This is a genomic window from Nocardia arizonensis (genome assembly GCF_001310275.1).
GTDB classification, from domain to species: Bacteria; Actinomycetota; Actinomycetes; order Mycobacteriales; family Mycobacteriaceae; genus Nocardia; species Nocardia arizonensis.
Genome location: NZ_LGYZ01000123.1, coordinates 64967 through 88221, shown reverse-complemented (window position 1 = coordinate 88221; position 23255 = coordinate 64967). Strand labels below are relative to the sequence as shown.

Below are 23255 nucleotides of genomic sequence, written 5' to 3'. Positions count from 1 at the left end.
CGCACGGAATATACGACCCGGAGCAATGCGCGGACAAGTGCCGAGCACCGACCGACCCGCGTCTGTGATCACCGACACCGGACAGCGGGCACGGCGATAACCGGATCGAGACGCGACGGGACTCCGGGGCACTACCGAACGGCGGATTCGGGGGACGTGACGGGTTCAGAGGGCGTGAGCGTCGAGCCAGAGGCGGGCCACCTGGGCGGCCGAGGCCCCGGCGCGCACGCGCAGGATCAGGTCGACCAGATCGTCGGTGGTGAGTTCGCCCGCGACGTAGTTCAACTTCTCGACCCGCCGCTCGTCCAGGACGCCCTTGCGGAACAGCGGCACCACGTTCTGCGCGGGCAGCGCGTAATCCTCGTCGGTCAGCACCGTGAGTCCGGCGTCGGAGCCGGGGGCCAGCGCAGGCGGTCCTTCCAGCAGTCCGGCCTGGAATTCCCCGGCCACCAGGGCATCTCGCAGGACGGCCGGATCGGGCAGCGGGCGGATGCCCGCGAAATCGCATCCGGCGACGCGCGCGGGCGAGGCCGCGGGCAGCACATCCGGCACCGGCGCCGCGGCGGCCCGCCACGCCGGGCAGCGCGGTCCCAATTGCGCCACTGAACGAACGTTCTCCCCGGCCGCGACCTCGGACGGCAGCACGACCCGGGGCCGCAGATCGGTCCATTCGGCGGGATCGGCGACCACGAGACCCGGCGGCAGCGCGCGGTTGAGGGCCGCGGTGACCTGCTGCGGGGTGCGTGCGTTCGCGGTGGTGTCCAGATGGGTCAGCAGTGCGCCGCTGTGCTCGCCGACCAACTCGACGCGGCCGTCGTCCAGGGCGGTCAGATAGTCGGCGCGCCGACCCAGATGCGACAGCACCGACACCCGCAGCCCGGTGCGGGCGAGCGCGCCCGCGTAAATCTCGGCCAACACACCGGATTCGACCGAATCGCCCGCGCCGACAACGAATGCCGAGCCTGTATCGTCGCGTCCGCAGGATACGGCCGCGAAGACGGCCGTGACCACCAGAAACCGGGCCAGCACCCGCCTCGACGCGGCCAACAGCATCCCGACGACACCAACTCTCGGAAGTCGACAGAGCCGACGGATCGGCTCGTTTGCGGGCAGTATGGACAACCAGAATGTACCGGTGGCCGCTGCGACCGCCCGCACTGCCCGCACTGCGGAAGGATCTCCGTGAAGAACACGTTCGACGCCGATGCCGCCCGGCACCGGCGTTCAGCCCTGCGCTTGGCGCTGCGCGCCACCCGGCTGCTCGTCACCGCCGCCGCGCTGGCCGCCGCCATGATCCTGTCCGCCTGCGGTGACTCGGATCCACTGGCGACCGGCGGCAACTGTTCGGGCGACACCATCGTCGTCGGATCGGCGAACTTCCCCGAATCGGAGACCATCGCCGAGATCTACGCGGAAGCGCTGCGGGTCAACGGTTTCACCGTCGACACCAAACTGAATATCGGCAGTCGCGAGGCCTATGTGCCCGCGCTGCGCCAGTGCGCGATCTCCGTCATTCCGGAATACACCGGCAACCTGCTGCAATATCTGGACAAGAACGCGACCGCCACCGCGAGCGCCGATGTCGTGTCCGCACTCGGCGCGGCGCTGGGTTCGGAACTGGCTATCGGCACGCCCGCGCCGGGCCAGGATTCCGACGCCGTCGTGGTCACCAAGGCGACCGCCGACCGCTGGAATCTGCGCACCATCGCCGATCTGGCCCCGCATTCGGCCGAGGTGACCTTCGGCGCACCGGCCGAATTCCAGGAGCGAGCGGGCGGACTGCCCGGCCTGAAGAAGAACTACGGCCTCGAAATCACGGCGAACAACTTCGTCCCGATCGCCGACGGCGGCGGTCCCGCCACCGTGCGCGCACTGGTCGACGGGCAGGTCGTCGCGGCCGATGTCTTCACCACCTCGCCCGCCATCGCGCAGCACGACCTGGTGGTGCTCCAGGATCCGAAGAACAATTTCCCGGCGCAGAACGTGGTACCGCTGTTCAACGCCGCCAAGAAATCCGATAAGGCGCTCGCGGCGCTCGACGCGGTATCCGCGAAATTGACCACGGCGGAATTGATCGCGCTCAACCAGGCCGTCTCGGGCGCGAGCAAGACCGAGCCGAGGGCGGCGGCGACGGCGTGGCTCGCCGCCAAGGGGCTGAACACGCCCGTCGGATGAGGTGAGCGCGTGTCCGACATCGAATTCCGCGGCGTAGCCAAGACCTATCCCGACGGCACGCGGGCCGTCACCGATCTCGATCTGCGCATCGAATCCGGTTCGTTCACCGTCTTCGTCGGTCCTTCCGGCTGCGGTAAGACGACATCGATGCGCATGATCAACCGAATGATCACCCCCACCGCGGGCACGATCACCATCGACGGCGCGGATATCGCGGCCGCCGATCCGGTGCGATTGCGGCTCGGCATCGGCTACGTGATCCAGAGCGGCGGACTGCTGCCGCATCGCACGGTCCTCGACAATGTGGCGACGGTGCCGGTGCTGCGCGGGGCCACCCGCCGGGCGGCACGCTCGGCGGCGATGGCGGTGCTGGATCGGGTGGGGCTGGACCGCGCTCTCGCGCAACGGTATCCGTCGCAACTGTCGGGCGGGCAGCAACAGCGGGTCGGCGTGGCGCGGGCGTTGGCCGCCGATCCGCCGGTGCTGCTGATGGACGAACCGTTCAGCGCGGTCGACCCGGTGGTGCGCGCCGAATTGCAGACCGAAATGCGGCGGCTGCAAGCCGAATTGCACAAGACCATCGTCTTCGTGACCCACGATATCGATGAGGCCGTCACCCTCGGCGACCGGCTCGCCGTCTTCGGGCGCGGCGGCGTGCTGCAACAGTACGACCCCCCGCGGCGGGTGCTGGCCCGGCCCGCCACCGATTTCGTGGCCGGTTTCGTCGGCCGAGACCGCGGTTACCGCGGCCTGTCCTTCCGCAGCGCCACCGCCCTGCCCATACACCCCATTCGCACCGCAGGCGCCGGCGATGTGGCGAAATCCACGGCCGGTGAATCGGATTGGGTGCTGCTGGTGGATTCCGACGGACGCCCGAGCGGGTGGCTCGATGACGCGGGCGTCGCGGCGGTGCGGGCAGGCGCGCGCGCCGAGGACGTCTCGGCCGGCGGGTCGCTGTTCGAACCCGGCGGCGATCTGCGCCAAGCCCTCGACGCGGCCATTTCCTCGCCTTCGGGAATCGGTGTGGCGGTCGATGATTCGGGTGCGGTTCGCGGCGGGGTGCTCGCCTCCGACGTACTCGAACTGCTCGCCGCCCACCGTGCCGAGGACCGGTCGGAAAGACCCCGGCCGTGACCGGCGTATTCGGGAGATGAGACGTGCGCTATCTGATCGACAACTTCTCCGCCGTCATGGATCTCACCGCGACCCACCTGTATCTCGCGCTCACGCCCCTGCTGCTCGGCGCGGCCATCGCGATTCCGGTTGGCGCGCTTGTGCGCCGGATCCCCTGGCTGCGCCGAGTCACCGTAACCACCGCTGAACTGGCCTATACGATTCCGTCATTGGCGCTGTTCGTGATCATCCCGCCGCTGGTGGGCATCTCGACCATCGATCCGCTGAACGTGATCATCGTCCTGACGATCTATTCCACGGCACTGCTGGTCATCGCCGTGCCCGCCGCGCTCGACGCGGTGCCCGCGAATGTGCTCGACGCGGCCGAGGCGATCGGCTACGGTCCGCTGCGCCGCACCCTCACCGTCGAAATGCCTTTGGCGATACCGGTATTCGTGTCGAGTCTGCGCGTGGTGGTGGTCACCGATATCGCCGCGGTGTCGGTGGGCGCGGTCATCGGGGTCGGCGGACTCGGCACCTTGTTCACCCAGGGATACCAGCGCGACTACCCCGACGAGATCGTCGCGGGGGTCATCGTCATGCTCGCGCTCGCCCTGATCTCCGACCGCCTGGTCTATCTCCTCGGACGCTGGGCCACCCCGTGGACCCGCGCCGACGCCCGAGTCACCGGCGGGTCCCGATGAACCTGTTCCTGGACGCCCTGCACTACCTCACCGACGGCGCGAACTGGGGTGGGCCCACCGGCATCGCCGCCCGCCTCACCCAGCACCTCTGGTACAGCTTCCTGGCCGTGACCGTCTCGGCCGCGGTCGCGGTGCCGCTCGGACTGGTCATCGGCCACACCCGCCGCGGCGCCGCCGTGGTCGTCGGCTTCGCCAACGCCGTGCGCGCCCTGCCCACCCTAGGCCTGCTCACCTTCCTGGTCCTGCTGCTCGGCCTCGGTCTCGTCCCGCCCCTGTTGGCCCTCGTCACCGTCGGCATCCCTCCGCTGCTCGCCGGCGCCTACGCGGGCATCGCCAATGTCGACGACGACGTCGTCGACGCCTCCCGAGCGATGGGCATGACCGAATCCCAGATCCTGTTCCGAGTCGAGATACCCAACGCCATGCCCATCCTCCTGACCGGGCTGCGCGGCGCCGTCCTCCAGGTGGTCGCCACCGCCACCATCGCCGCCTACGTCAACCTAGGCGGCCTCGGTCGCTACATCTTCGACGGCATAGGTCTCTACCGCTACGACCGGGTCCTGGTGGGCGCGCTCCTCGTCGCCGCCCTGGCCATCCTCCTCGACACCCTGCTCGCCCTCCTCGGTTGGCTCACTACTCCCGCCACCGGTCGCCTGCGACGAATCACCGGGCGGGGACGGATGTCCTGACAGCACAACGGGGCCGCGCACCGTTGGTGCGCGGCCCCGTCGCGGGTGGTTCACGTCAGGCGACGCCCTCGGCGCGGGCGGCGGCCGCGACGGCTTCGGCGACGGCGGGAGCGACGCGGGGGTCGAGCGGGCTCGGGACGATCCTTTCGGGGCCCAGTTCTTCGGCGACGACGCTGAGGATGGCGTTGGCGGCGGCGATCTTCATGCCCTCGGTGATGCGGCGGGCGCCCGCGTCCAGCGCCCCCTTGAAGATGCCGGGAAAGGCGAGGACGTTGTTGATCTGGTTCGGGAAGTCGCTGCGACCGGTCGCCACGATCGCGGCGTACTTGCGTGCCACGTCGGGATGGATCTCAGGGTCCGGGTTGGACATGGCGAACACGATCGACTCGGGAGCCATCGAGGCGATGAACTCCTCGGCGATGAGGCCGGCGGACAGACCGAGGAAGACATCGGCGCCCGCAAGCGCCTCGGCCGCGCCGCCCTGGAGACCGCGCGGGTTGGTGCGCTTGGCCAGTTCGGCTTTCACCTCGTTGAGGTCGGTGCGCTCGCGGGCGACGATGCCGCGCGAGTCGAGCACGGTCACGTCCCGGACGCCCGCGGCGAGCAGGATGTTGGTGCACGCGACACCCGCCGCGCCTGCGCCGGACACGACGACCTTCAGACCGTCGATGCCGCGACCCTGCACCTTGGCCGCGCCGTTGAGCGCGGCGAGCACGACGATGGCCGTGCCGTGCTGATCGTCGTGCATGACGGGGCAGTCCAGCGCCTCGATGACCCGCTTCTCGATCTCGAAGCAGCGCGGGGCCGAGATGTCCTCGAGGTTGACCGCGCCGAAGCTGGGACGCAGCCGGATCAGGGTCTCGACGATCTCGTCGACGTCCTTGGTGTCGAGCACGATCGGAATGGAGTTGAGGCCGGCGAACTTCTTGAACAGCGCCGCCTTGCCCTCCATCACCGGCAGCGAGGCGCGCGGACCGATATCGCCGAGTCCGAGGACCGCGGTGCCGTCGCTGACGACCACGACGAGCCGGTCGGTCCAGGTGTATTGCTTGGCCATCGACTCGTCCGCGGCGATAGCCCGGCTGACCTGCGCGACGCCCGGCGTGTAGGCGATCGACAGATCGCGCTGGGTCTCGAGCGGGGCCGACAGTTCGACCGACAGTTTGCCGCCGAGGTGACCCGCGAAGATCTCGTCCGAGGAGATCGAGGCGAGAGAGGCTGGATCCGCGGTGGCATTCGGTGCGTCAGTCACAGGTGACACGATTTCACTCCTGCTCGGGTCGGGCTAAACCGGGGGACGGTTACCGCCGGGTACTTGGATACTGATCCATTCGGAACGCTCATCGAGTGCGCTGACCGATCCGATTCATCTTCCGATCGGGCTCGTGCTATTAGCGGGCCGATATCGAAAATCGTGGCGCGGCACTGATCCGCTGAGCGGAGAGCCGGAGGGTGGTCCGGGCGGAACGTTGCGGGGCGATCCTCAGGGCGACGGTGCGTCGCGCGGCGGAGATCGTCGACATCCCCGGACCCGGCGGTGGCGAAGGTCGGGAATCCGCAACATTCTGCCGCATACCATGACGACTTGCCAAACCGGTGGCGTGTTTCCCGGTCGCGCGTCATATTCCGAGCGTAGAACCCGGGAATTACCTCGAGGTAAGCGGAAACTCGCAAAGGAGCGAACAGTCCGTGTGAGAGAACACAACTGGGGCTCTCTCACACTGTGAGGTCGCGGGGAATGCCGTGGTCACCAGCCGCACAGGGAATCCTACAGCGGCACGGGATCGGCCGATCCGTGGCACTCCCCCGATCCGACCGGCGCGCCGTCTTCGATCCCCTCCGCCGAAGCCGCCACCGCGACCGGCGCGATATCGGCCCGCGCACCCTCGAGCGATGAACTCGCGGCGACGCGAGCCGACGGCACCGCTTCCTGCCCGGCCGGTGCGCGGCCCGCCTCCGCGGGCGGGCTCACGTCGACCGCGGGACGCGGCGGCATCGCCAGGACGGACTCCTGTCCGGCGAGTCGCCGACCCGCGTGTGAGAGGTCGTGATCACCCGGCGCAGCATCGGCGGGCCTCGACTCCTGCCGCACCCACACCTCGTCCAGTCCGCCGGTCCGCAACCGCACCCGCCAGTTCTCCGCCACACCGGGATGATCGGTGCGCCGGTGTATGCCGCGGGTCTCGGTGCGGGCCAGCGCGCTGTACTTGGTCCAGCGCGCCACCGCGAGCAGGGCGGCGGCCTGCCTGGCGCGCAGGCGGTCCGCGCCACGTCCGCCCAATTCGAATTCCGCCGCGGGCCACATGGCGTCGAGTTCGGCGATGCTGTCGCGCAGGCTGCCCGCGCTGCGCCAGTAACTGCGCCGCAGCGGCAGGGTGTGCTCCTGGACCAGGCCGATGACCGCGCGCGGATCGATGCGCGCCCGGTCGCGCAGTCCGGCGCCGGGCACGGGCGCCGCGGTCCGACCCGTCCCGCTCGTGCGCGCGAATCGGGCCGCGCCCGCGCCCGCCCAGACCCCCGAGGCGATGGCCCACCCGCCGCGCTGACCGCCGACACCGCTGACCGCGCCGATGATGGCCTCCCGGGTGGCGGCATCGCCCGCGCCGAAGAGTCCGGGCACCGTGGTGGCGCAGTCGGCGGCGCTGATCCGCAACCCACCCGCGCCGCGCACCGTGCCCTCCAGAACCGCGCGCAGCGGAATCCGGCGGGCGCCGTCGACCACGCCCTGACTCGACAGCCGACACCGCAGGCCCTCGGGCGCGTCGTCCAACGCGGCGTATACGCGGCGGCCCATCGCGATTGCGGCGAACGCCTCGGCGCGGTGACCGGTGAGTTCCGCGCCGGATTCGTCGTAGAAGGTGCTGACGTGCATGGCGAGTCCGAGCGCCGGATCCGGCGCCGCGGCGGGGGTCGTGACGGCCGGGGTCAGACCGTAGGCGCTGGAGAATTCCATACCGGACAGTTCCGCGCCCGCCTCGACGGCGAGCAGCAGTCCGTCGCCGGTGTCGACGTCGGTGCCCGCGCGCCCGGACAGAAACGCGCAGCCGCCGGTCGCGATGACGACCGCGCCCGCGCGGACGGTCCAGGGCCGGTAGTGATCGCCCTGCCGCACGCCGGTCGCCCCGGCCACGACGCCGTCGGCGTCGGTGAGCAGTTGCAGCGCCGGATGGTGATCGAGGACGCGCACGCCGATCGCGGTGAGCCGGTGCCGCATGGCCCGCAGATAGCTCGCACCGTCGAGGCCGAGCCGCAGCGCGCCGCGACCGTGCTCGCCGCGGAACCGGTAGCCGCGCCGCAGCATCTCCTCGACGCGGCGGTAGGTCTCGTCGAGGACGCGGTGGATGCGGTCGGGATCGCCCAGATGCCCGCCGTGGGCGTACGCGCGGCGGACGGCTTCCTCGCGGACGGGTCCGGGAGGAATGTGCCACAGCGACGTTCGACCGAACGCGGTCGGTCCCGAGGCACCGCAACGGGCCTTGTCGACCAGGATCACCCGGGCCCCGGCTTGGGCGGCCGAGACAGCGGCCCAAGTTCCGGCGGGACCTCCGCCGATAACCAGAACATCCGTCTCATGATCACTCACAAACAGAAATGTTCGGTCAAAATTCACTCGCCCGCAACTATTACGTCGAGTTCAGCCCCACCACTGTGTCCAAAGCAATATTCCAGCGCTCAGGAAAACGACCGCAGATCCGAAAAAGGCCGCAAAACCCCGACGTCTATCCGAATAAGCCTGTGCGGCAACGGCGGCCACCGAGGCCGCGAGATGCCAGGCGATCGCCTCGCCGCCCGGTCCGGGAAAGCCCCGCCGACCAGCGACCACGGCCGCGCCGATCACCACGAGCGTGAGCACCACGATCCCCGCGGCCGCCACGCCGCTGAACCAGCGCAGGACTTTCACCGGGCGATCACCGGCACACCGGTCGCTTTGCCGACGATCTGCTCGAACTGCTCGGTATCGGTGGTGAATTCGCCGAGCCGAACGGTCTTGTTGGCGCCGTGGTAGTCCGAGGAACCGGTCGTCAGCAAACCGAGTTCGTCGGCCAGCTCGCCGAGCAGATCTCGGTCGGCCTCGGAATGGTCGGGATGGTCGATCTCGAGTCCGCCGAGTCCGAGCGCGGCCAATTCGCGGACATCCGACAGCGCGAGCAGCCGTCCGCGCTTGCGCGCCCGGATGTGCGCCAGCACACTCACCCCGCCCGCGGTCGCGATCATCTCGATCGCGCGCCGCAGCGGCGTGTCGGCCTTCTCCGCGTAGTAGGGGCCGTGCGGCGCGAGCAGTTCCACGAAAGCCGCGTCCACACTGGGCACTACACCCGCCGCGACCAGCGCGCGGGCCAGATGCGGACGGCCCGCCGAAGGTCCGGCCGAGGCGAGGACGACGTCGGGGTCGACCGGCAGCCCGTCGTCTCGCATGCGCTCGGCCATCGCGCGCACCCGCTCGATGCGCTCGGCGCGCAGCCGTTCGCGCTCGTCGGCGAAGCACTGGTCGCTCGCGTCGAACAGGTACGCCAGCAGGTGCACCGGAACCGGCAGGCCGTCCTCGTCCAGACCGACGCACGACATCTCCATGCCGCGCACCAGCGTCATCCCCGCGGGCAGCGCCTCGACCGCCTCGGCCCATCCGGCGGTCGTGTCGTGATCGGTGATCGCGACGACGTCCAGTCCGGCCGCCGCCGCGTTCCGCACGAGTTCGGCGGGAGTGTCGGTGCCGTCGGAGGCGGTGGAATGGGTGTGGAGATCGATACGCACGCCTCCAGTCATACCGTGCCCGACCCGGCTCACCCACCCTCGCCCCACCCGACCGTCCACGGAAGCGCCGCCGGAAGCTCACATGATGGACTGTGGCCGATCCCCGCGCGCGACGTAGCATCGGCTCGTGCCGTCCATCCCGCCGATGCCATCGTTTCGCGCCTCCGCACGCGCCGGAGACCGCGCGAAGCGCCGACTCCCGCGGATACCGGTCCCCGTCGCGCGCGCCATCGTCGACTGCGGCGTCTACGTGCAGGGACGCCGATTGCCGGGCCGGTTCACCCATCACGACGCCCTCGCCGAGGTGCGCAATCGCGGCGAGGGATTCGTCTGGGTGGGGCTGCACGATCCCGACGAGGGCCAGATGGGCGATATCGCCGACACCTTCGGACTGCACGCCCTCGCCGTCGAGGACGCCGTCACGGCCCGTCAGCGCCCCAAGCTCGAACGCTACGACGACACCCTCGTGCTGGTGATGCGCACCGTCGCCTACCTCGAACACGAAATGCACAGCGTCAGCGAGATCGTGGAGACCGGCGAGATCATAGTGTTCTGCGCGCCGGATTTCGTCGTCACCGTGCGCCACGGCGAACATTCGGAACTGGCTTCGGTGCGCAAGAGCCTCGAAGCCGACCCGGCCATGCTCATGTACGGGCCGAGCGCGGTGCTGCACGCCATCGCCGACCACGTGGTCGATGATTACATCGCGGTCGCGGCCTCAGTGGAACAGGACATCGACGCGATGGAGGAAGAGGTGTTCACCCCGCGCAATCATGTCGCCGTCGAGTCCATCTATCAGCTCAAACGCGAGGTGGTTGAGCTGCGCCGGGCGGTGAACCCGCTGGCGATACCGCTGCAACTGCTCGGACACAAACCGGATCTGCCGCTGCCCAAGGAGATTCGCCGGTACATGCGCGACGTGGCCGACCACCACACCAATGTCGCCGAACGCATCACCGATTTCGACGGCTCACTGAGCGCGCTCATCGGCGCCGCGCTGGCCAAGGTCGGCGTGCAGCAGAACACCGACATGCGCAAGATCTCGGCCTGGGTCGCCATCGCCGCCGTGCCGACGATGGGTGCGGGCATCTACGGCATGAACTTCGAGCACATGCCGGAACTTCGGTGGACCTACGGCTATCCGCTTGTGCTGAGCGTGATCGCGCTGATCTGCACCGCGCTGTTCGTCACCTTCCGACGCAACCACTGGCTCTGACGCCGCTACAGGCTCGCCGCGGACCGGCCCGGATCGCGCACATCGATACCCGCCTCGGCCCATGCCTCGCGCAGCGCACGCGCGCCCCGAACCCGGACCCAGGCCGCCTCGGTCGCGGTCACCGGGGTCACCGTCAGATACCGCACCGGTTCGGCGGGCTCGGGCAGCGCCACCTCGGGAATGTCGCTGTCGCCGAGCAGCACCGCGGTGAAAGGGGCAGCGGCGAACAGGGGCCCACCGAGATCCAGCAGGGCGTCCGGTTGGAGGACGACGCCCTCCACGGCGGGCGTCGCGACGAGTACGCCGAGCGCGCGAACCAGACCCGCCGTCGAACCCGCGACGGCACGCAGGGTGAGCACGAGTTCGGCGCGCGGCCCGCGCACCGGATCGGCCAGCGGGTCGGCGGGATCACCCATGGGATGGCGGGAACCGCCGAGCGTGGCGTAGTGCACGAAGGGGCCGTCCACGATGCGCAGGATCTCGATGGGTTCGACGCCGAGGAAGGTCACCGACGCCGAATCCACCCGGTCGGCCGCGATGCCGAAATGTCCGAGCACGCCCGCCCGCACGGTGTCGAGCACACCCACGATCAGATCGCCAGCCGCGCGAGCATGTCGCGGGCGTGTTCGGCGGACTTCGGATCGCACAGCACGTCGTAGCGCCCGGCCACCAACTGCATGGTCGAGGCGAAATCGCGCTGTCCCTTGGTCGCCGCGTACGGGATCGTGGTGGTGATCACGCCGAAGATGATGCCGCCGACCAGACCCACCAGCAGCGGTCCGAAGGCGCCGCCGGTGGTGAACAGGCTCAGCAGCAGGCCGAGGAACAGGCCGAGCCAAGCGCCGCTCACGATGCCGCCGCCGATGACCTTGCCCCAGGTCAGCCGGTAGAGCACCCGCTCGACCTGCATCAGGTCCACACCGACGATCGTCACGTCCCCCACCGGGAACTGGTTGTCGGCAAGATAATCGACGGCCTTCTGTGCCTCGACATATGTCGGGTAGGAGCCCACCGGCCAGCCCGACGGCGGGGTCGGTAAGCCCTGCCGGGCGCGATTCGAGCCTCCCAATGGATTCGTCATGTCCCCATTCTGCTATTCCGTCCGTATTCGCGCCGACGTGGAACGCGTGGTCCGTGTCATGCCCGCCGCGCGGCCCTTGTCGGCGACCACCTGAGCCATCTTCGCACTGGCCTCGTCGATCATCTCCGCGCCGAGCATCACCGCGCCGCGGGCGCCGCCCGCGGCGGAGGTGTGATAGGCGTATGCCTCCAGAATCTCCTCGGCGCGGTCGTATTCGGCCTGGCGCGGGCTGAATATCTCGTTGGCGAGGTCGATCTGACTCGGGTGCAGCACCCATTTGCCGTCGTAGCCGAGCGCCGCCGTGCGGGACGCGGACCGGCGGAAGCCCTCGGGATCGCGTACCTGCGGGTAGGGCCCGTCGATGGCCTGTAGACCGTGGGCGCGCGCGGCGAGCAGGATGGTCATGAGGATGTGGTGGTAGGCGTCGCCGGTGTCGTAGCCATCGGGCTGTTCGCCGACCACGAGCGTGCGCATGTTGATGCCCGCCATGAAATCGGCCGGGCCGAACACCAGGGTCCGCACGCGCGCGCTCGCGGTGGCGATCTCATCGATATTGCGCAATCCGATGGCGTTCTCGATCTGCGCCTCGATGCCGATGCGGCCCGGTTCGAGTCCGCAGGTCTTCTCGAGTTGGGTGAGCAACAGGTCAAGGGCGCGTACCTGGCCGCCGTCGGTGACCTTGGGCAGCAGGATCGCGTCCAACGCCGCCCCCGCGCCCTCGACGACCGTGATCACATCGGCGTAGGTCCACTCGGTGGTCCAGTCATTGACGCGGACCGCCCGGAGTTGCGTTCCCCACCCCGAGTCGTTGAGCGCGGCGACGATATTAGCCCGTGCGTCGGCCTTCGCGACCGGGGCGACCGCGTCCTCGATGTCGAGAAACACCTCGTCGACGGGTAGACCCTTGGCCTTCGCGATCATTTTGGTGCTGCTACCGGGACAAGCGAGTACGGAACGTCGTGGCTGCATGAACACTCCTGTCGTCCGTGGCGCGGCTCTGCGCCCGCCCGCGAACCTCTAGCCTGGCAGCCATGGCAGCAACCAGGGTCTACGTCGCCAGGCTGGCGGGCCTGGCGGTGCTGGGACCGGACGGCGAGTCTATCGGCCGTGTCCGCGACGTGGTCGTCGCCGTCCGGTACGACCGCCAACAACCGCGCGTCCACGGACTCGTTGTCGAATTGCCGAGCCGCAGGCGCATATTCGTGCCGATGCTGCGGGTCACGGCGATCGAACCGGGCATGGTCACCCTCAATACCGGCACCGTGAGCCTGCGGCGCTTCGCACAACGACCGGGCGAGTTGCTGGCGCTCGCCCAGATCGTGGATTCCAACGTCATGGTCGACGATCCCGACCTGCCCGATCTCGATGACGTCGAGGTCTACGTGGTCGATCTCGGTATCGAGCAGACCAGGACCAGGGATTGGCGGATCTCGCGGGTCGCGGTGCGCGGTCACCGGCGACTGGGCCGCAGGCGGACCGTGCACGTGGTCGACTGGTCGCGGGTGTCGGGACTGGAACCCTACGAGAGCGGCAGGCCGGCGCAGGATGTGACCGCCCTGCTCCAACAGTTCGAGGGATTGCGCGCCGCCGACGTCGCCCATCTGCTGCGCGAATTGCCCGAGAAGCGGCGGTTCGAGGTCGTCGAGGCGCTCAATGACGAACGCCTCGCCGACGTGGTGCAGGAGTTGCCGGAGAACGACCAGGTGGATCTGCTCGCCCACCTCGAGGTCCGCCGCGCGGCCGACGTGCTGGAGGCGATGGACCCGGACGACGCCGCCGACCTGCTGGGCGAGCTGTCCACCGGCGAGCGGGAATCGCTGCTCGCGCTGATGGATCCCGAGGAGTCCGAACCGGTCCGCAGGCTGCTCGAGCACTCCCCCGACACGGCGGGCGGCCTCATGACCCCGAAGCCGGTGATCCTCACGCCGTCGACCACGGTGGCCGAGGCGCTGGCGCGGGTGCGCAATCCCGATCTGACTCCCGCGCTGGCATCGATGGTCTTCGTCGTGCGCCCGCCCACCGCGACCCCGACCGGTCGCTATCTCGGCTGCGTCCATTTGCAGCAATTGCTGCGCGAACCGCCGGCGCATCTGGTCGGCGGCGTGGTCGACAGCGACCTGACGCCGCTGCGCGCCGAGCAGCCGCTTGCCGCGGTGACCCGCTACTTCGCCACCTACAACCTGGTGTGCGGGCCGGTCGTGGACGGCGAGGACCACCTGCTCGGCGCGGTCACCGTCGATGACGTGCTCGACCATCTGCTGCCCGAGGACTGGCGCGAGCACGAGGATTCACACGGGGGAGTCACCGGTCATGAGTGAGATGTCCTCGGCGAGGCAGCGGCTGGAGACGCCGGTCGGGTCGCGGTTCCGTTTCGACTGGGATGCCGAGGCGCTGGCGCGCAGCAGCGAGCGGGTGGCCCGATTCCTCGGCACCGGACGCTATCTGGCGTTGCAGAGCGTCGCGGTGATCATCTGGATCGCGATCAACGTGTTCGTGGTCACACTGCGCTGGGATCCGTATCCGTTCATCCTGCTGAACCTGGCCTTCTCCACCCAGGCCGCCTATGCCGCGCCGCTGATCCTGCTCGCGCAGAATCGCCAGGACAACCGCGACCGGGTCGCGCTCGAGGAGGACCGCTCGCGCGCCGCGCAGACCAAGGCGGACACCGAATTCCTTGCCCGCGAGTTGGCCTCGCTGCGCTTGGCGGTTGGCGAGGTCGCGACCCGTGACTATCTGCGTCGCGAATTGGACGAGATGCGTGAAGTGCTCGACCGAATCGAGGCCGCGGCGTCACCGCACCGTGCGCCGGATGTGAACAAGTCGGGGAAGGGACGGCGCAAGCAGTCCGCGTCCTCCGAGCGGAAGCCCGCCGCCGAGCCGACGAACCCGCCCTCAGCTGAGGATTGACGGGAAATGCCCAACAACCACCTGACTGATCGGTAACCTGGACACCGTTGTCCCGAGCGTGTCCGGTCTGTGATGTTCCGGGCAGCCGCTCTCACGACGTAGAGCTCTCACGACGTAGAGATTGGTGTGGCCGCATGCGAATATCCGCCCCGATAACCGTGTCGGCACTAGTCGTCGCGGGTCTCGTCGCCACCGGATCGACCGCCGACACCGCCGACGAATCGAGCGTGCCGAGAGCGCAGGAAGCCCTGCTCGCGGCCTCGGGCGCCACCGGAACCGGCAATTCCGCGGACACCGATGGCGACACGCAGCCTTCCCGGACAGTCGGCCTCCTTTCGGTCATACCGGAGTCACCCCGCAAACTGACAGCTATGACCCCGCCCGCCGACGGCTCGGCCCCGTTCGCGGGAGCGATACCGTTGCGTGACATCGCGCTGCCCGCCACCGGCGGCGCGCTCGGCATTCCCGAGATCGTCCTCGCCGCCTACCGTAACGCCGAACTCGCCCTCGCCTCCGCCATGCCGAACTGCGGCCTGCCCTGGAATCTGTTGGCGGGCATCGGTCGCATCGAATCGGGTCACGCCGGCGGCGGCCGCACGGACGCCGCGGGCACGACCGTGACACCCATCTTCGGCCCGGCGCTCGACGGCACCCTGCCGGGTAACGAGGTCATCAAGGCCAACGACGGCGGTTACGTGCGCGCGGTCGGCCCGATGCAGTTCCTGCCGAGCACCTGGAGCCACTACGCCTCCGACGGCAACGGCGACGGCGTCGCCGATCCGCACAATGTCTTCGACGCCACCGTGGCCGCGGGCAAGTACCTGTGCTCGGGCGGGCTTAACCTGCGTGATCCGGCGCAGGAGCTACGCGCGGTGCTGCGCTACAACAACTCGATGTCCTACGCCGCCAACGTGCTCAGCTGGTCGGCGGCCTACCGCACCGGCGGCACACCGTCCCAGGTCGGCATCTCCCCCGAACTGATCCCGCCGGGTCAGGCGCCGGTCCAAACCGGACCGGACGTGCTCGCGGTCGGCACCGTGGCGCCGACGCAGCAGAGCCGGCCCGCCCAACAGCCGCCGTCCAACGCCGTGTCGACCTTCGCGCCGACACCGACCACGCAGGCCCCGGCGATGATCAATATCCCAGGCCTGCCGCCGATCCCGTGCGGCATCTTCTGCCCGCCGCCCCCGCCCGCACCCGCCGACCCCTGCCTGGTGCAGGCGGCGCCCGCGCCCATGCCGAAGCCGGGCGAACCCGCCCGGCCACCGGTGGCGACCCAGCGCGAGTACGGCGCGGACGACCCGGCCCGGCCCGAGGCGGCGCATCAGCCCGCCCCCGTGTGCACCCCGCAGCCCAATGCCGCCGAGCAGCAGGTTCCCGCACCGCAACCGCCGAAGGCCGAACAACAACCCGAGGTGACCGTGACGCCGGACCCGGAGCCGCCCGCCGCCGAAACCGCGCCGGAACAGCCCGCGCCGCCCACCCAGCAGCCGGGTATCACCCTGCCGTTCAACATCGTCATCCCGCTGCCGCCCGCACCGTAGGGCCGAAAGGATTCCACGATCGCGGAATCCAAACCGGTCGACAGATCACGAAGCAGTAACAAATGAATCTCGGATGCGGTAATCTCTCCTCGGTTCGTTTCGTTGTCAGCGGAGGAGGGCACCCGTCGTGGGGCGTCACCGTAAACCTTCGTCCGGAAATATCGGGCGGAGTTCAGTTCTCGCGCTTTCGGGTCTACTTCCCGCCGGACTGGTCGCCGTGGCAGGCGCCTCCGATCTCGATCCGGGCGATCTCGCCGAAATCCAGCAGACCCCGGGCGAAGGCGACGACGCCCTCGGCTCACGGCTGGCCGCCGCGCTCGACGAGACCGCGGTGCACGCCGTGGCCAAGCAGCACGTCGCGCCGCCGCCCATCGTGAAAACCGTTGCGCTGCCCGCGGATCGGGCACGCGCGGAGCTGCCCGCCGGACCGGGCGGCGTCCCCGGCGTCGCGATCGCCGCCTACCAGAACGCCGAACACGTACTGGCCGCGGAGAATCCGGACTGCAACATGTCCTGGTCGACGCTGGCGGGCATCGGGCGAGTCGAATCCACGCACGTCTACGGCGGCAAGGTCGATTCCGACGGTAATCCGCTCACCCCGGTCTACGGACCGGTCCTCGACGGATCGCTGTACGGCAACAACGTCATCCACGACAGCGACGACGGCGAACTCGACGGGCTCGGCGGCTACGACCGCGCCATCGGCCCGATGCAGTTCCTGCCCGAGACCTGGAAGCATTTCGCCGCCGACGGCAACGGCGACGGCATCGCCGATCCGCAGAACCTGTTCGACGCCGCGCTCACCGCGGGCAAGTACCTGTGCAGCGGCGGGCTGAACATGCGTGATCTCGCCCAGCAGACCCGCGCGATCCTGCGCTACAACAACTCGATGGCCTATGTCGCCAACGTCATGGCGTGGGCCAACTCCTACAACTCGGGCGTCGCACCCAAGCCCGCAGAGTTGCCCAAGATCTGACACAACTAAAATCATCGGCATGTCAGTGGTTACGGAATCGGATGTGCGGGGCGCGCTAGCCAAGGTCGACGACCCGGAGATCCGCAAGCCGATCACCGAACTCGGCATGGTCAAGAGCATCGACATCGGCGCGGACGGCGACGTCCACATCGAGGTCTACCTGACGACGGCGGGCTGCCCGCTGCGCACCGAGATCACCCAGCGCGTCACCAAGGCGGTGGCCGATGTGCCCGGCGTCGGCGCGATCACGGTCGATCTCGACGTCATGGACGATGAGCAGCGCACCGCCCTGCGCAAGCAACTGCGCGGCGATTCGGCCGATCCGGTGATCCCCTTCGCCCAGCCCGGCTCGCTGACGCGGGTGTACGCGGTGGCCTCCGGTAAGGGCGGGGTCGGAAAATCCAGCGTTACGGTCAATCTGGCCGCCGCGATGGCCGCGCGCGGACTGTCGGTCGGCGTACTCGACGCCGACATCTACGGCCATTCGGTGCCTCGCATGCTCGGCACCGACGCAAGGCCGACCCAGGTCGAACGCATGATCATGCCGCCCGTCGCGCACGAGGTGAAGTTCATCTCCATCGCGCAGTTCACCAAGGGCAATACCCCCGTGGTGTGGCGCGGTCCCATGCTGCACCGGGCACTGCAACAGTTCCTCGCCGACGTGTTCTGGGGCGATCTGGACATCCTGCTGCTCGATCTGCCGCCGGGCACCGGCGACGTGGCGATCTCCATCGCCCAGCTCATCCCGAACGCCGAGATCCTGGTGGTCACCACACCGCAGGTCGCCGCGGCCGAGGTGGCCGAGCGCGCGGGGTCGATCGCATTGCAGACCCGGCAGCGGATCGCGGGCGTGGTGGAGAACATGTCCTGGCTCGACCTGCCCGATGGTACCCGGATGGAGCTGTACGGCTCCGGCGGCGGGCAGACGGTGGCCGACAGTCTCAGCCGTGCGGTCGGCGCGAATGTGCCACTGCTGGGACAGATCCCGGTCGAACAGGCGCTGCGCGAAGCGGGCGACGAGGGCACCCCCCTCGTGCTGCGCGATCCGATGAGTCCCGCGGCCATCGCACTGGTAGAGGTCGCCGACAAACTCGCCGTGCGCAGGCGCGGCCTGGCGGGCATGTCGCTGGGTATCGACACCACCCGCCACCTCTAGGGGCAGGACACCCGTGTCGCTTGTCGGCGCGTGCCAATAAGCTCGTCCGCATGCTCACGCTGCTTGTCTACGTGCTGTTCGTCGGCCTGGTGGCCGTCGTGCTGTTCCTGCTCGCGAGTGCGGTATTCGGCCGGGGGGAGGAATTGGGCCCGCTGCCCGAGGGCACCACGGCCACGGTGCTGCCCGCCGAGGGGATCAGCGGCGCCGACGTGCGCGCGCTGCGCTTCCAGCAGGTGGTGCGCGGCTACAAGGCCGGTGAGGTCGACTGGGCGCTGGCCCGGCTGGCCGCGCGGATCGATGAATTGCAGTCGGAGCTGGCGCATACCCGCGGCGCGGTGAGCTCGGGCGCCCCGCGCGGCGTGTCGCCGTTCCCCGCTCAGCCGCCGCTGCCGCCGCGGCCCGCCCGCGGAGCCGAAACGGGCCGCGAGACCGCCGAGACGCCGTCGCCGCTGGCGGGACTCACCGGCGTGCAACCGGCGGCGCCCCCGGACATCCCGGCCCCGGGCGCCCCGCGCGTCGGCCCCCTGTCCGAGGACACGCCCGGACCGACGGTCGATCCGCGGTGACCGCCGCCGCACCCGCACCCGTCTCCGACGGCCGAATCCGGTGCCCCTGGTCGGAGGGTTCGCAGCTCTACCGCGACTACCACGACCACGAGTGGGGCCGCCGACTGCACGGTGACGACGCCATGTTCGAACGAATGTGTCTGGAGGCATTCCAGTCCGGCTTGGCGTGGATCACCATCCTGCGTAAGCGGCCCGCGTTCCGTATCGCATTTGCCGGATTCTCCATCGAACGGGTGGCCGAGTTCGGCGACGCGGATGTGGATCGATTGCTCGCCGATACCGGCATCGTGCGAAACCGGGCCAAAATCGAGTCGGCCATCGCCAACGCCAGAGTTGCCGCCGGTCTGCGGTCCGGTCTGGACGAGCTGATATGGTCCTTCGCGCCACCGTCGCGCCCGCGACCGCGCTCGACGGCCGAGGTCCCGGCGACCAGTCCCGAATCCATCGCTCTGGCAAAAGAATTGAAGAAACGCGGATTCCGTTTCGTCGGCCCGACGACGGCGTACGCATTGATGCAGGCCGTGGGAATGGTCGATGACCACCTGAGTGATTGCTGGGTGCCGTCCGACCGGTGAAGTCTCGACCTGGGGGTCACATTTCGAACTCAGGTATCCGTCCCCAACGGCAATAGGGAAGAATGGTACCGGTGTAGCTCGCCAAATGCCGGTGAGCTCACTGGTTGGTGACAACTGGAGTTCCAAGAAAGTGCGCTGAAAACCGCGCAGATCTGGAGGGAGCAGAGGATGGCGGCCATGAAGCCCCGCACCGGGGACGGTCCCCTCGAGGCAACCAAAGAAGGGCGTGGAATCGTCATGCGGGTTCCACTCGAGGGTGGCGGGCGTCTGGTCGTCGAACTCACGCCGGACGAGGCAGCGGCGCTCGGCGACGAACTGAAGAGTGTCACCAGCTAGTCCGTACGCGCCGGGCGCATGAGGCTGCCCATGCATCGGGCCCTCGCCGACGTGGCCGCCCTGCTGGCTTGCCCGGAATGCGGTCTCGCGCTGGACGCGGGCGACCGGGCGTTGCGATGCGGGCGCGGACACAGCTTCGACGTCGCCAGACAGGGTTATGTCAGCCTGCTGACGGGTGCGTCCACCAAGATGAGCGGCGATACCGCGGCCATGTTGGATGCCCGCGCGGCCTTTCAGAGCGCGGGCTTCTTCGACCCCATCGCGCGGGCGGTGGTGACGGCCGTCATGGCGCGGGGCTCGGTCGAGGCGGTTCTCGAGATCGGCGCGGGCACCGGCTACTACCTGAGCGAGGTACTCGGCGCGCTGTCCACGGCCCGCGGTATCGCCCTGGATGTGGCAAAACCGGCGGCCCGGCGTTGTGCCCGTGCCCATCCCCGCGCGGCATCCGTACTCGCCGATGCCTGGCGCGGTCTGCCGATCCGCGAGGGCGTCCTCGATACGGTGCTGGCCGTCTTCGCTCCGCGCAATCCCGCCGAGGTCGCCCGGATACTGCGCCCCGACGGGCGTTTTCTCGTCGTCGGCCCCACCACGCGACATCTCGCCGAACTGGTCGGTCCGCTGAATATGGTTACGGTGGACCCGGACAAGGACCGCCGCCTCGGCGAATCCCTTGCGGGCCTATTCGACCCGGTGCGGCGCTCGGTAGTCGACTATCCGATGTCGCTGTCGCACGCCGATATCGCCCATGTCGTCGGCATGGGCCCCTCGGCATTCCACGCCGACGATTCCGCACTCGGCGCCATCGCGGCGCTGCCCGCGACCACCGAGGTCACCGCCTCGGTCGTGGTGGCCGAATACGCCGTTCGGGCCTAGCGAATCAGTACTTGCGGACCCGGTCGTATACCTCGACCGTGCGGGCCGCGATGGCGTCCCAGTCGAATTCGGCGATGGCCCTTGCCCGCCCGGCCCGGCCGTACCGACTCGCCAGTTCCGGGTCGGCGGCCACCTCGTTGACCGCTTCGGCCAGACCCCGCTCGTACTCGGCCGCGGCCGAAGGATCGTAGTGCACCAGGCGGCCGGTATCGTCCGCCACCACCACCTCGGGAATTCCACCCACATCGGAGGCCACGACCGCGGTACCGCAGGCCATCGCCTCCAGATTGACGATACCGAGCGGTTCGTACACCGACGGGCAGACGAAAACGGTGGCCGCCGCGAGAATCTGGCGGATCTGATCGGTGGGCAACATCTCCCTGACCCAGAAGACGCCGCCGCGCCGCTGCCGGAGCTCATCCACCGCCGCGGCCGTCTCCACCTCGAGTTCCCGGGTGTCGGGCGCACCCGCGCACAGCACCAGCTGGATATCGGGATCGAAATCGCGGGCCGCGGCGAGCAGATGCCCGACGCCCTTCTGCCGAGTGATCCGGCCGACGAAGGCCGCGATCGGCAGGTCCCGGCGCACCCCGAGCTCCTCGAGCACGGGCCGCGCACCGGGTTCGGGCTCCCCGGGATGCCACAGGGTCGCGTCGATCCCGTTGTGCACCACGTGGACCCGATCCGCGTCCAGCGCGGGATAGGCGTCGAGCACGTCGTGGCGCATCCCCTCGCTGACCGCGATGACCGCGTCGGCGTGCTCGACCGCGTTACGTTCCGACCACGACGACAACCGGTATCCGCCGCCGAGTTGCTCGGCCTTCCACGGCCGCCGCGGCTCGAGCGAATGCGCGGTGAGCACATGCGGTACGCCGTAGAGCGTCGCGGCCAGATGACCAGCGAGACCGGTGTACCAGGTATGCGAGTGCACCACGTCGACGTGTCCGGCGGCATCGGCCATGCGCAACTGGGCCGACATCATCTGGAGGGCGGCATTGGCGGCGTAGAGCATCGGATCGGGTTGGTGCACGACGGCATCCGCGCGCGGCGCGCCCATGCAGTGCACGGTGACCTCCGACAGGTGGCGCAGGTGGGCCACCAATTGGGTCACGTGCACACCGGCCCCGCCGTACACCTCGGGTGGATACTCCCGCGTCAGCATCGCGACCCGAAGCCGCTCGTGCGCCGGAGCCGCTTCCGCGTCCCGCGCCCCATGTTCGCGTCCCAGCCCGGTCCCGCCGGATCCCGCCGTCACACCGGATCCTGCCGCCGAACGCCCGCCGTCCGTGCCGAAACTCACGGCTTCAAAGTAGACGCTCGGGTCCGCAGGGGCCACTCACACCCGCGCTTCACGGTAGTTTGGCACGTGTGAGGAGCCAGCCGCACGTACTCGGGATCGTGCTCGCCGGTGGCGAGGGCAAGCGCCTGTTTCCACTCACGGCGGATCGCGCAAAGCCTGCGGTGCCCTTCGGGGGCGCCTATCGCCTGATCGACTTCGTCCTGAGCAACTTGGTGAACGCGGGCTATCTACGGCTATGCGTGCTCACCCAGTACAAGTCGCATTCCCTTGACCGCCATATTTCCCAGACCTGGCGACTGTCAGGATTCGCGGGTGAGTACATCACCCCGGTGCCCGCACAGCAGCGCCTCGGCCCGCGCTGGTACACCGGCAGCGCCGACGCGATCATGCAGTCGCTGAACCTGATCTACGACGAGGACCCCGACTACATCGTGGTCTTCGGCGCCGACCACGTGTACCGGATGGATCCCGAGCAGATGGTCTCGCGTCATATCGAATCCGGCGCGGGCGTGACCGTGGCCGGTATCCGGGTACCGCGCAGCGAGGCGAGCGCCTTCGGCTGCATCGATTCCGACGACGACGGCCGGATCACGCAATTCCTGGAGAAACCCGCCCATCCGCCGGGCACGCCGGACGATCCGAATGTGACCTTCGCGTCGATGGGAAACTACGTCTTCACCACCAAGGTGCTCGTCGACTCCATTCGCGCCGACGCCGAGAATTCCGATTCCGACCACGACATGGGCGGTGACATCATTCCGGCGCTGGTCGCCGCGGGCGAGGCCGCCGTCTACGATTTCGCCGACAACGAGGTGCCGGGCGCCACCGAACGCGACCGGGGCTACTGGCGCGATGTCGGCACCATCGACGCCTTCTACGAGGCCCATATGGACCTGGTCTCGGTGCACCCGGTGTTCAACCTCTACAACAAGCGCTGGCCGATCCGCGGGGCCGCGGAGAACCTGCCGCCCGCCAAATTCGCCCAGGGTGGACTGGCCCAGGAATCCATTGTCGGCGCGGGCAGCATCCTGTCCGCGGCGACGGTCCGCAATTCGGTGCTGAGTTCCAATGTGGTCATCGACGACGGCGCGACGGTGGAGGGCAGCGTGCTCATGCCCGGCGTGCGTATCGGGCGCGGCGCGGTGGTGCGGCGGGCCATACTCGACAAGAACGTGGTCGTCGGCGAGGGCGAGATCATCGGGGTCGATCTCGACCGGGATCGCGACCGGTTCGCGCTGAGCAACGGCGGCGTGGTCACCGTCGGCAAGGGCGTCTGGGTCTGAGGCCCGCAC

23 protein-coding genes and 1 pseudogene are annotated in these 23255 nt (G+C 69.1%); 15 read left to right on the top strand and 9 right to left on the bottom strand.

The features are described from left to right. Positions 1-165 precede the first annotated feature (165 nt). On the bottom strand, positions 166-1053 hold the full coding sequence (locus APZ21_RS28570; RefSeq protein ID WP_054816373.1) for a glycine betaine ABC transporter substrate-binding protein: 888 nt from the start codon (positions 1051-1053) through the stop codon (positions 166-168). 237 nt (positions 1054-1290) lie between these two features. Here APZ21_RS28570 and APZ21_RS28565 point away from each other — a divergent pair, with 237 nt between their 5' ends. The 4 genes from APZ21_RS28565 to APZ21_RS28550 are packed head-to-tail and all read left to right on the top strand — an operon-like array spanning position 1291 to position 4681. Then, entirely contained in the window at positions 1291-2175 is an 885-nt protein-coding gene (locus tag APZ21_RS28565) for an ABC transporter substrate-binding protein (RefSeq protein ID WP_082393532.1), read from the top strand. 9 nt (positions 2176-2184) lie between these two features. After that, positions 2185-3309 (top strand): ABC transporter ATP-binding protein, encoded by a 1125-nt coding sequence (locus tag APZ21_RS28560; protein ID WP_054816372.1) that lies wholly within the window; start codon positions 2185-2187, stop codon positions 3307-3309. Positions 3310-3332: 23 nt separating this feature from the next. After that, positions 3333-3992: an ABC transporter permease gene (locus APZ21_RS28555; RefSeq protein ID WP_054816371.1), complete on the top strand. Its 660-nt coding sequence runs from the start codon at positions 3333-3335 to the stop codon at positions 3990-3992. After that, positions 3989-4681 carry an ABC transporter permease gene (locus tag APZ21_RS28550; RefSeq protein ID WP_054816370.1) on the top strand — a complete coding sequence of 231 codons (693 nt, stop codon included), beginning with the start codon at positions 3989-3991 and terminating at the stop codon, positions 4679-4681. The genes APZ21_RS28555 and APZ21_RS28550 overlap by 4 nt, the downstream gene beginning before the upstream one ends. Positions 4682-4736: 55 nt before the next feature. On the opposite strand, the gene APZ21_RS28545 is transcribed toward APZ21_RS28550, so the two are convergent. From APZ21_RS28545 to APZ21_RS28530, 4 genes are all read right to left on the bottom strand, one after another. Further along, complete coding sequence (locus APZ21_RS28545) at positions 4737-5942, bottom strand: NAD(P)-dependent malic enzyme (protein WP_339375000.1); 1206 nt, start codon at positions 5940-5942, stop codon at positions 4737-4739. A gap of 507 nt (positions 5943-6449) precedes the next feature. Continuing rightward, positions 6450-8264, bottom strand: coding sequence for an FAD-dependent oxidoreductase (locus APZ21_RS28540; RefSeq protein ID WP_082393527.1), 1815 nt, complete (start codon positions 8262-8264; stop codon positions 6450-6452). Positions 8265-8315: 51 nt separating this feature from the next. Beyond that, positions 8316-8582, bottom strand: coding sequence for a hypothetical protein (locus APZ21_RS28535; RefSeq protein ID WP_054816368.1), 267 nt, complete (start codon positions 8580-8582; stop codon positions 8316-8318). Further along, positions 8579-9433 carry a PHP domain-containing protein gene (locus APZ21_RS28530; protein WP_054816367.1) on the bottom strand — a complete coding sequence of 285 codons (855 nt, stop codon included), beginning with the start codon at positions 9431-9433 and terminating at the stop codon, positions 8579-8581. Before APZ21_RS28530 ends, APZ21_RS28535 begins: the two co-directional genes overlap by 4 nt. Positions 9434-9560: 127 nt before the next feature. On the opposite strand from APZ21_RS28530, the gene APZ21_RS28525 reads away from it, so the two are divergent. Then, the gene (locus APZ21_RS28525; protein WP_054816366.1) at positions 9561-10649 is read left to right on the top strand and encodes a magnesium and cobalt transport protein CorA; all 1089 of its coding nucleotides are present in this window, start codon (positions 9561-9563) and stop codon (positions 10647-10649) included. Between the two features lie 5 nt (positions 10650-10654). Here the strand turns inward: APZ21_RS28525 and APZ21_RS28520 are convergent, their stop codons facing one another. Genes APZ21_RS28520 through APZ21_RS28510 form a run of 3 tightly spaced genes read right to left on the bottom strand, consistent with a single transcriptional unit; the run spans position 10655 to position 12699 of the window. Then, positions 10655-11236, bottom strand: a complete 582-nt coding sequence (locus APZ21_RS28520; RefSeq protein ID WP_054816365.1) for a suppressor of fused domain protein — start codon at positions 11234-11236, stop codon at positions 10655-10657. A 2-nt stretch (positions 11237-11238) separates the two neighbouring features. After that, positions 11239-11730, bottom strand: a complete 492-nt coding sequence (locus APZ21_RS28515; protein WP_054816364.1) for a YflT domain-containing protein — start codon at positions 11728-11730, stop codon at positions 11239-11241. 12 nt (positions 11731-11742) lie between these two features. Further along, on the bottom strand, positions 11743-12699 hold the full coding sequence (locus APZ21_RS28510; RefSeq protein ID WP_054816399.1) for an HpcH/HpaI aldolase/citrate lyase family protein: 957 nt from the start codon (positions 12697-12699) through the stop codon (positions 11743-11745). Positions 12700-12761: 62 nt separating this feature from the next. Here APZ21_RS28510 and APZ21_RS28505 point away from each other — a divergent pair, with 62 nt between their 5' ends. The 9 genes and pseudogenes from APZ21_RS28505 (at position 12762) to APZ21_RS28470 (ending at position 20663) form a co-directional block, all read left to right on the top strand. Continuing rightward, a complete protein-coding gene (locus tag APZ21_RS28505) occupies positions 12762-14048 on the top strand; it encodes a magnesium transporter MgtE N-terminal domain-containing protein (RefSeq protein ID WP_054816363.1) in 1287 nt (428 codons plus the stop codon). Then, a complete protein-coding gene (locus tag APZ21_RS28500) occupies positions 14041-14637 on the top strand; it encodes a DUF1003 domain-containing protein (RefSeq protein WP_054816362.1) in 597 nt (198 codons plus the stop codon). The genes APZ21_RS28505 and APZ21_RS28500 overlap by 8 nt, the downstream gene beginning before the upstream one ends. Before the next feature lie 158 nt (positions 14638-14795). Next, positions 14796-16181: a lytic murein transglycosylase gene (locus APZ21_RS28495; protein WP_420845279.1), complete on the top strand. Its 1386-nt coding sequence runs from the start codon at positions 14796-14798 to the stop codon at positions 16179-16181. Between the two features lie 127 nt (positions 16182-16308). Further along, positions 16309-17157: a lytic transglycosylase domain-containing protein gene (locus APZ21_RS28490; RefSeq protein ID WP_054816360.1), complete on the top strand. Its 849-nt coding sequence runs from the start codon at positions 16309-16311 to the stop codon at positions 17155-17157. Positions 17158-17176: 19 nt separating this feature from the next. Continuing rightward, positions 17177-18313, top strand: coding sequence for an Mrp/NBP35 family ATP-binding protein (locus tag APZ21_RS28485; protein WP_054816359.1), 1137 nt, complete (start codon positions 17177-17179; stop codon positions 18311-18313). 50 nt (positions 18314-18363) lie between these two features. Then, positions 18364-18648: pseudogene (locus tag APZ21_RS28480) on the top strand (DivIVA domain-containing protein); the annotation flags it as partial. Positions 18649-18875: 227 nt separating this feature from the next. Further along, positions 18876-19454 carry a DNA-3-methyladenine glycosylase I gene (locus APZ21_RS28475; RefSeq protein WP_054816358.1) on the top strand — a complete coding sequence of 193 codons (579 nt, stop codon included), beginning with the start codon at positions 18876-18878 and terminating at the stop codon, positions 19452-19454. A gap of 168 nt (positions 19455-19622) precedes the next feature. Continuing rightward, positions 19623-19790: a DUF3117 domain-containing protein gene (locus APZ21_RS33410; RefSeq protein ID WP_011211259.1), complete on the top strand. Its 168-nt coding sequence runs from the start codon at positions 19623-19625 to the stop codon at positions 19788-19790. Between the two features lie 30 nt (positions 19791-19820). Then, positions 19821-20663 (top strand): putative RNA methyltransferase, encoded by an 843-nt coding sequence (locus APZ21_RS28470; protein WP_054816357.1) that lies wholly within the window; start codon positions 19821-19823, stop codon positions 20661-20663. A gap of 4 nt (positions 20664-20667) precedes the next feature. On the opposite strand, the gene glgA is transcribed toward APZ21_RS28470, so the two are convergent. Then, positions 20668-21825: a glycogen synthase gene (glgA, locus tag APZ21_RS28465; protein WP_054816398.1), complete on the bottom strand. Its 1158-nt coding sequence runs from the start codon at positions 21823-21825 to the stop codon at positions 20668-20670. A gap of 206 nt (positions 21826-22031) precedes the next feature. Between glgA and glgC the strand changes: the two genes are divergently transcribed. After that, positions 22032-23246 carry a glucose-1-phosphate adenylyltransferase gene (glgC, locus tag APZ21_RS28460; protein ID WP_054816356.1) on the top strand — a complete coding sequence of 405 codons (1215 nt, stop codon included), beginning with the start codon at positions 22032-22034 and terminating at the stop codon, positions 23244-23246. The last annotated feature ends 9 nt before the right edge of the window (positions 23247-23255 follow it).

What these genes read in the sequence shown, in the direction of transcription:
- APZ21_RS28570 (WP_054816373.1), bottom strand. Translation starts at nt 1,053, where the DNA reads ATGCTGTTGGCCGCGTCGAGGCGGGTGCTGGCCCGGTTTCTGGTGGTC.
- APZ21_RS28565 (WP_082393532.1), top strand. Translation starts at nt 1,291, where the DNA reads ATGATCCTGTCCGCCTGCGGTGACTCGGATCCACTGGCGACCGGCGGC.
- APZ21_RS28550 (WP_054816370.1), top strand. Translation starts at nt 3,989, where the DNA reads ATGAACCTGTTCCTGGACGCCCTGCACTACCTCACCGACGGCGCGAAC.
- APZ21_RS28515 (WP_054816364.1), bottom strand. Translation starts at nt 11,730, where the DNA reads ATGACGAATCCATTGGGAGGCTCGAATCGCGCCCGGCAGGGCTTACCG.
- APZ21_RS28510 (WP_054816399.1), bottom strand. Translation starts at nt 12,699, where the DNA reads ATGCAGCCACGACGTTCCGTACTCGCTTGTCCCGGTAGCAGCACCAAA.
- APZ21_RS28505 (WP_054816363.1), top strand. Translation starts at nt 12,762, where the DNA reads ATGGCAGCAACCAGGGTCTACGTCGCCAGGCTGGCGGGCCTGGCGGTG.
- APZ21_RS28500 (WP_054816362.1), top strand. Translation starts at nt 14,041, where the DNA reads ATGAGTGAGATGTCCTCGGCGAGGCAGCGGCTGGAGACGCCGGTCGGG.
- APZ21_RS28485 (WP_054816359.1), top strand. Translation starts at nt 17,177, where the DNA reads ATGTCAGTGGTTACGGAATCGGATGTGCGGGGCGCGCTAGCCAAGGTC.
- APZ21_RS33410 (WP_011211259.1), top strand. Translation starts at nt 19,623, where the DNA reads ATGGCGGCCATGAAGCCCCGCACCGGGGACGGTCCCCTCGAGGCAACC.
- APZ21_RS28470 (WP_054816357.1), top strand. Translation starts at nt 19,821, where the DNA reads ATGCATCGGGCCCTCGCCGACGTGGCCGCCCTGCTGGCTTGCCCGGAA.
- glgA (WP_054816398.1), bottom strand. Translation starts at nt 21,825, where the DNA reads ATGCTGACGCGGGAGTATCCACCCGAGGTGTACGGCGGGGCCGGTGTG.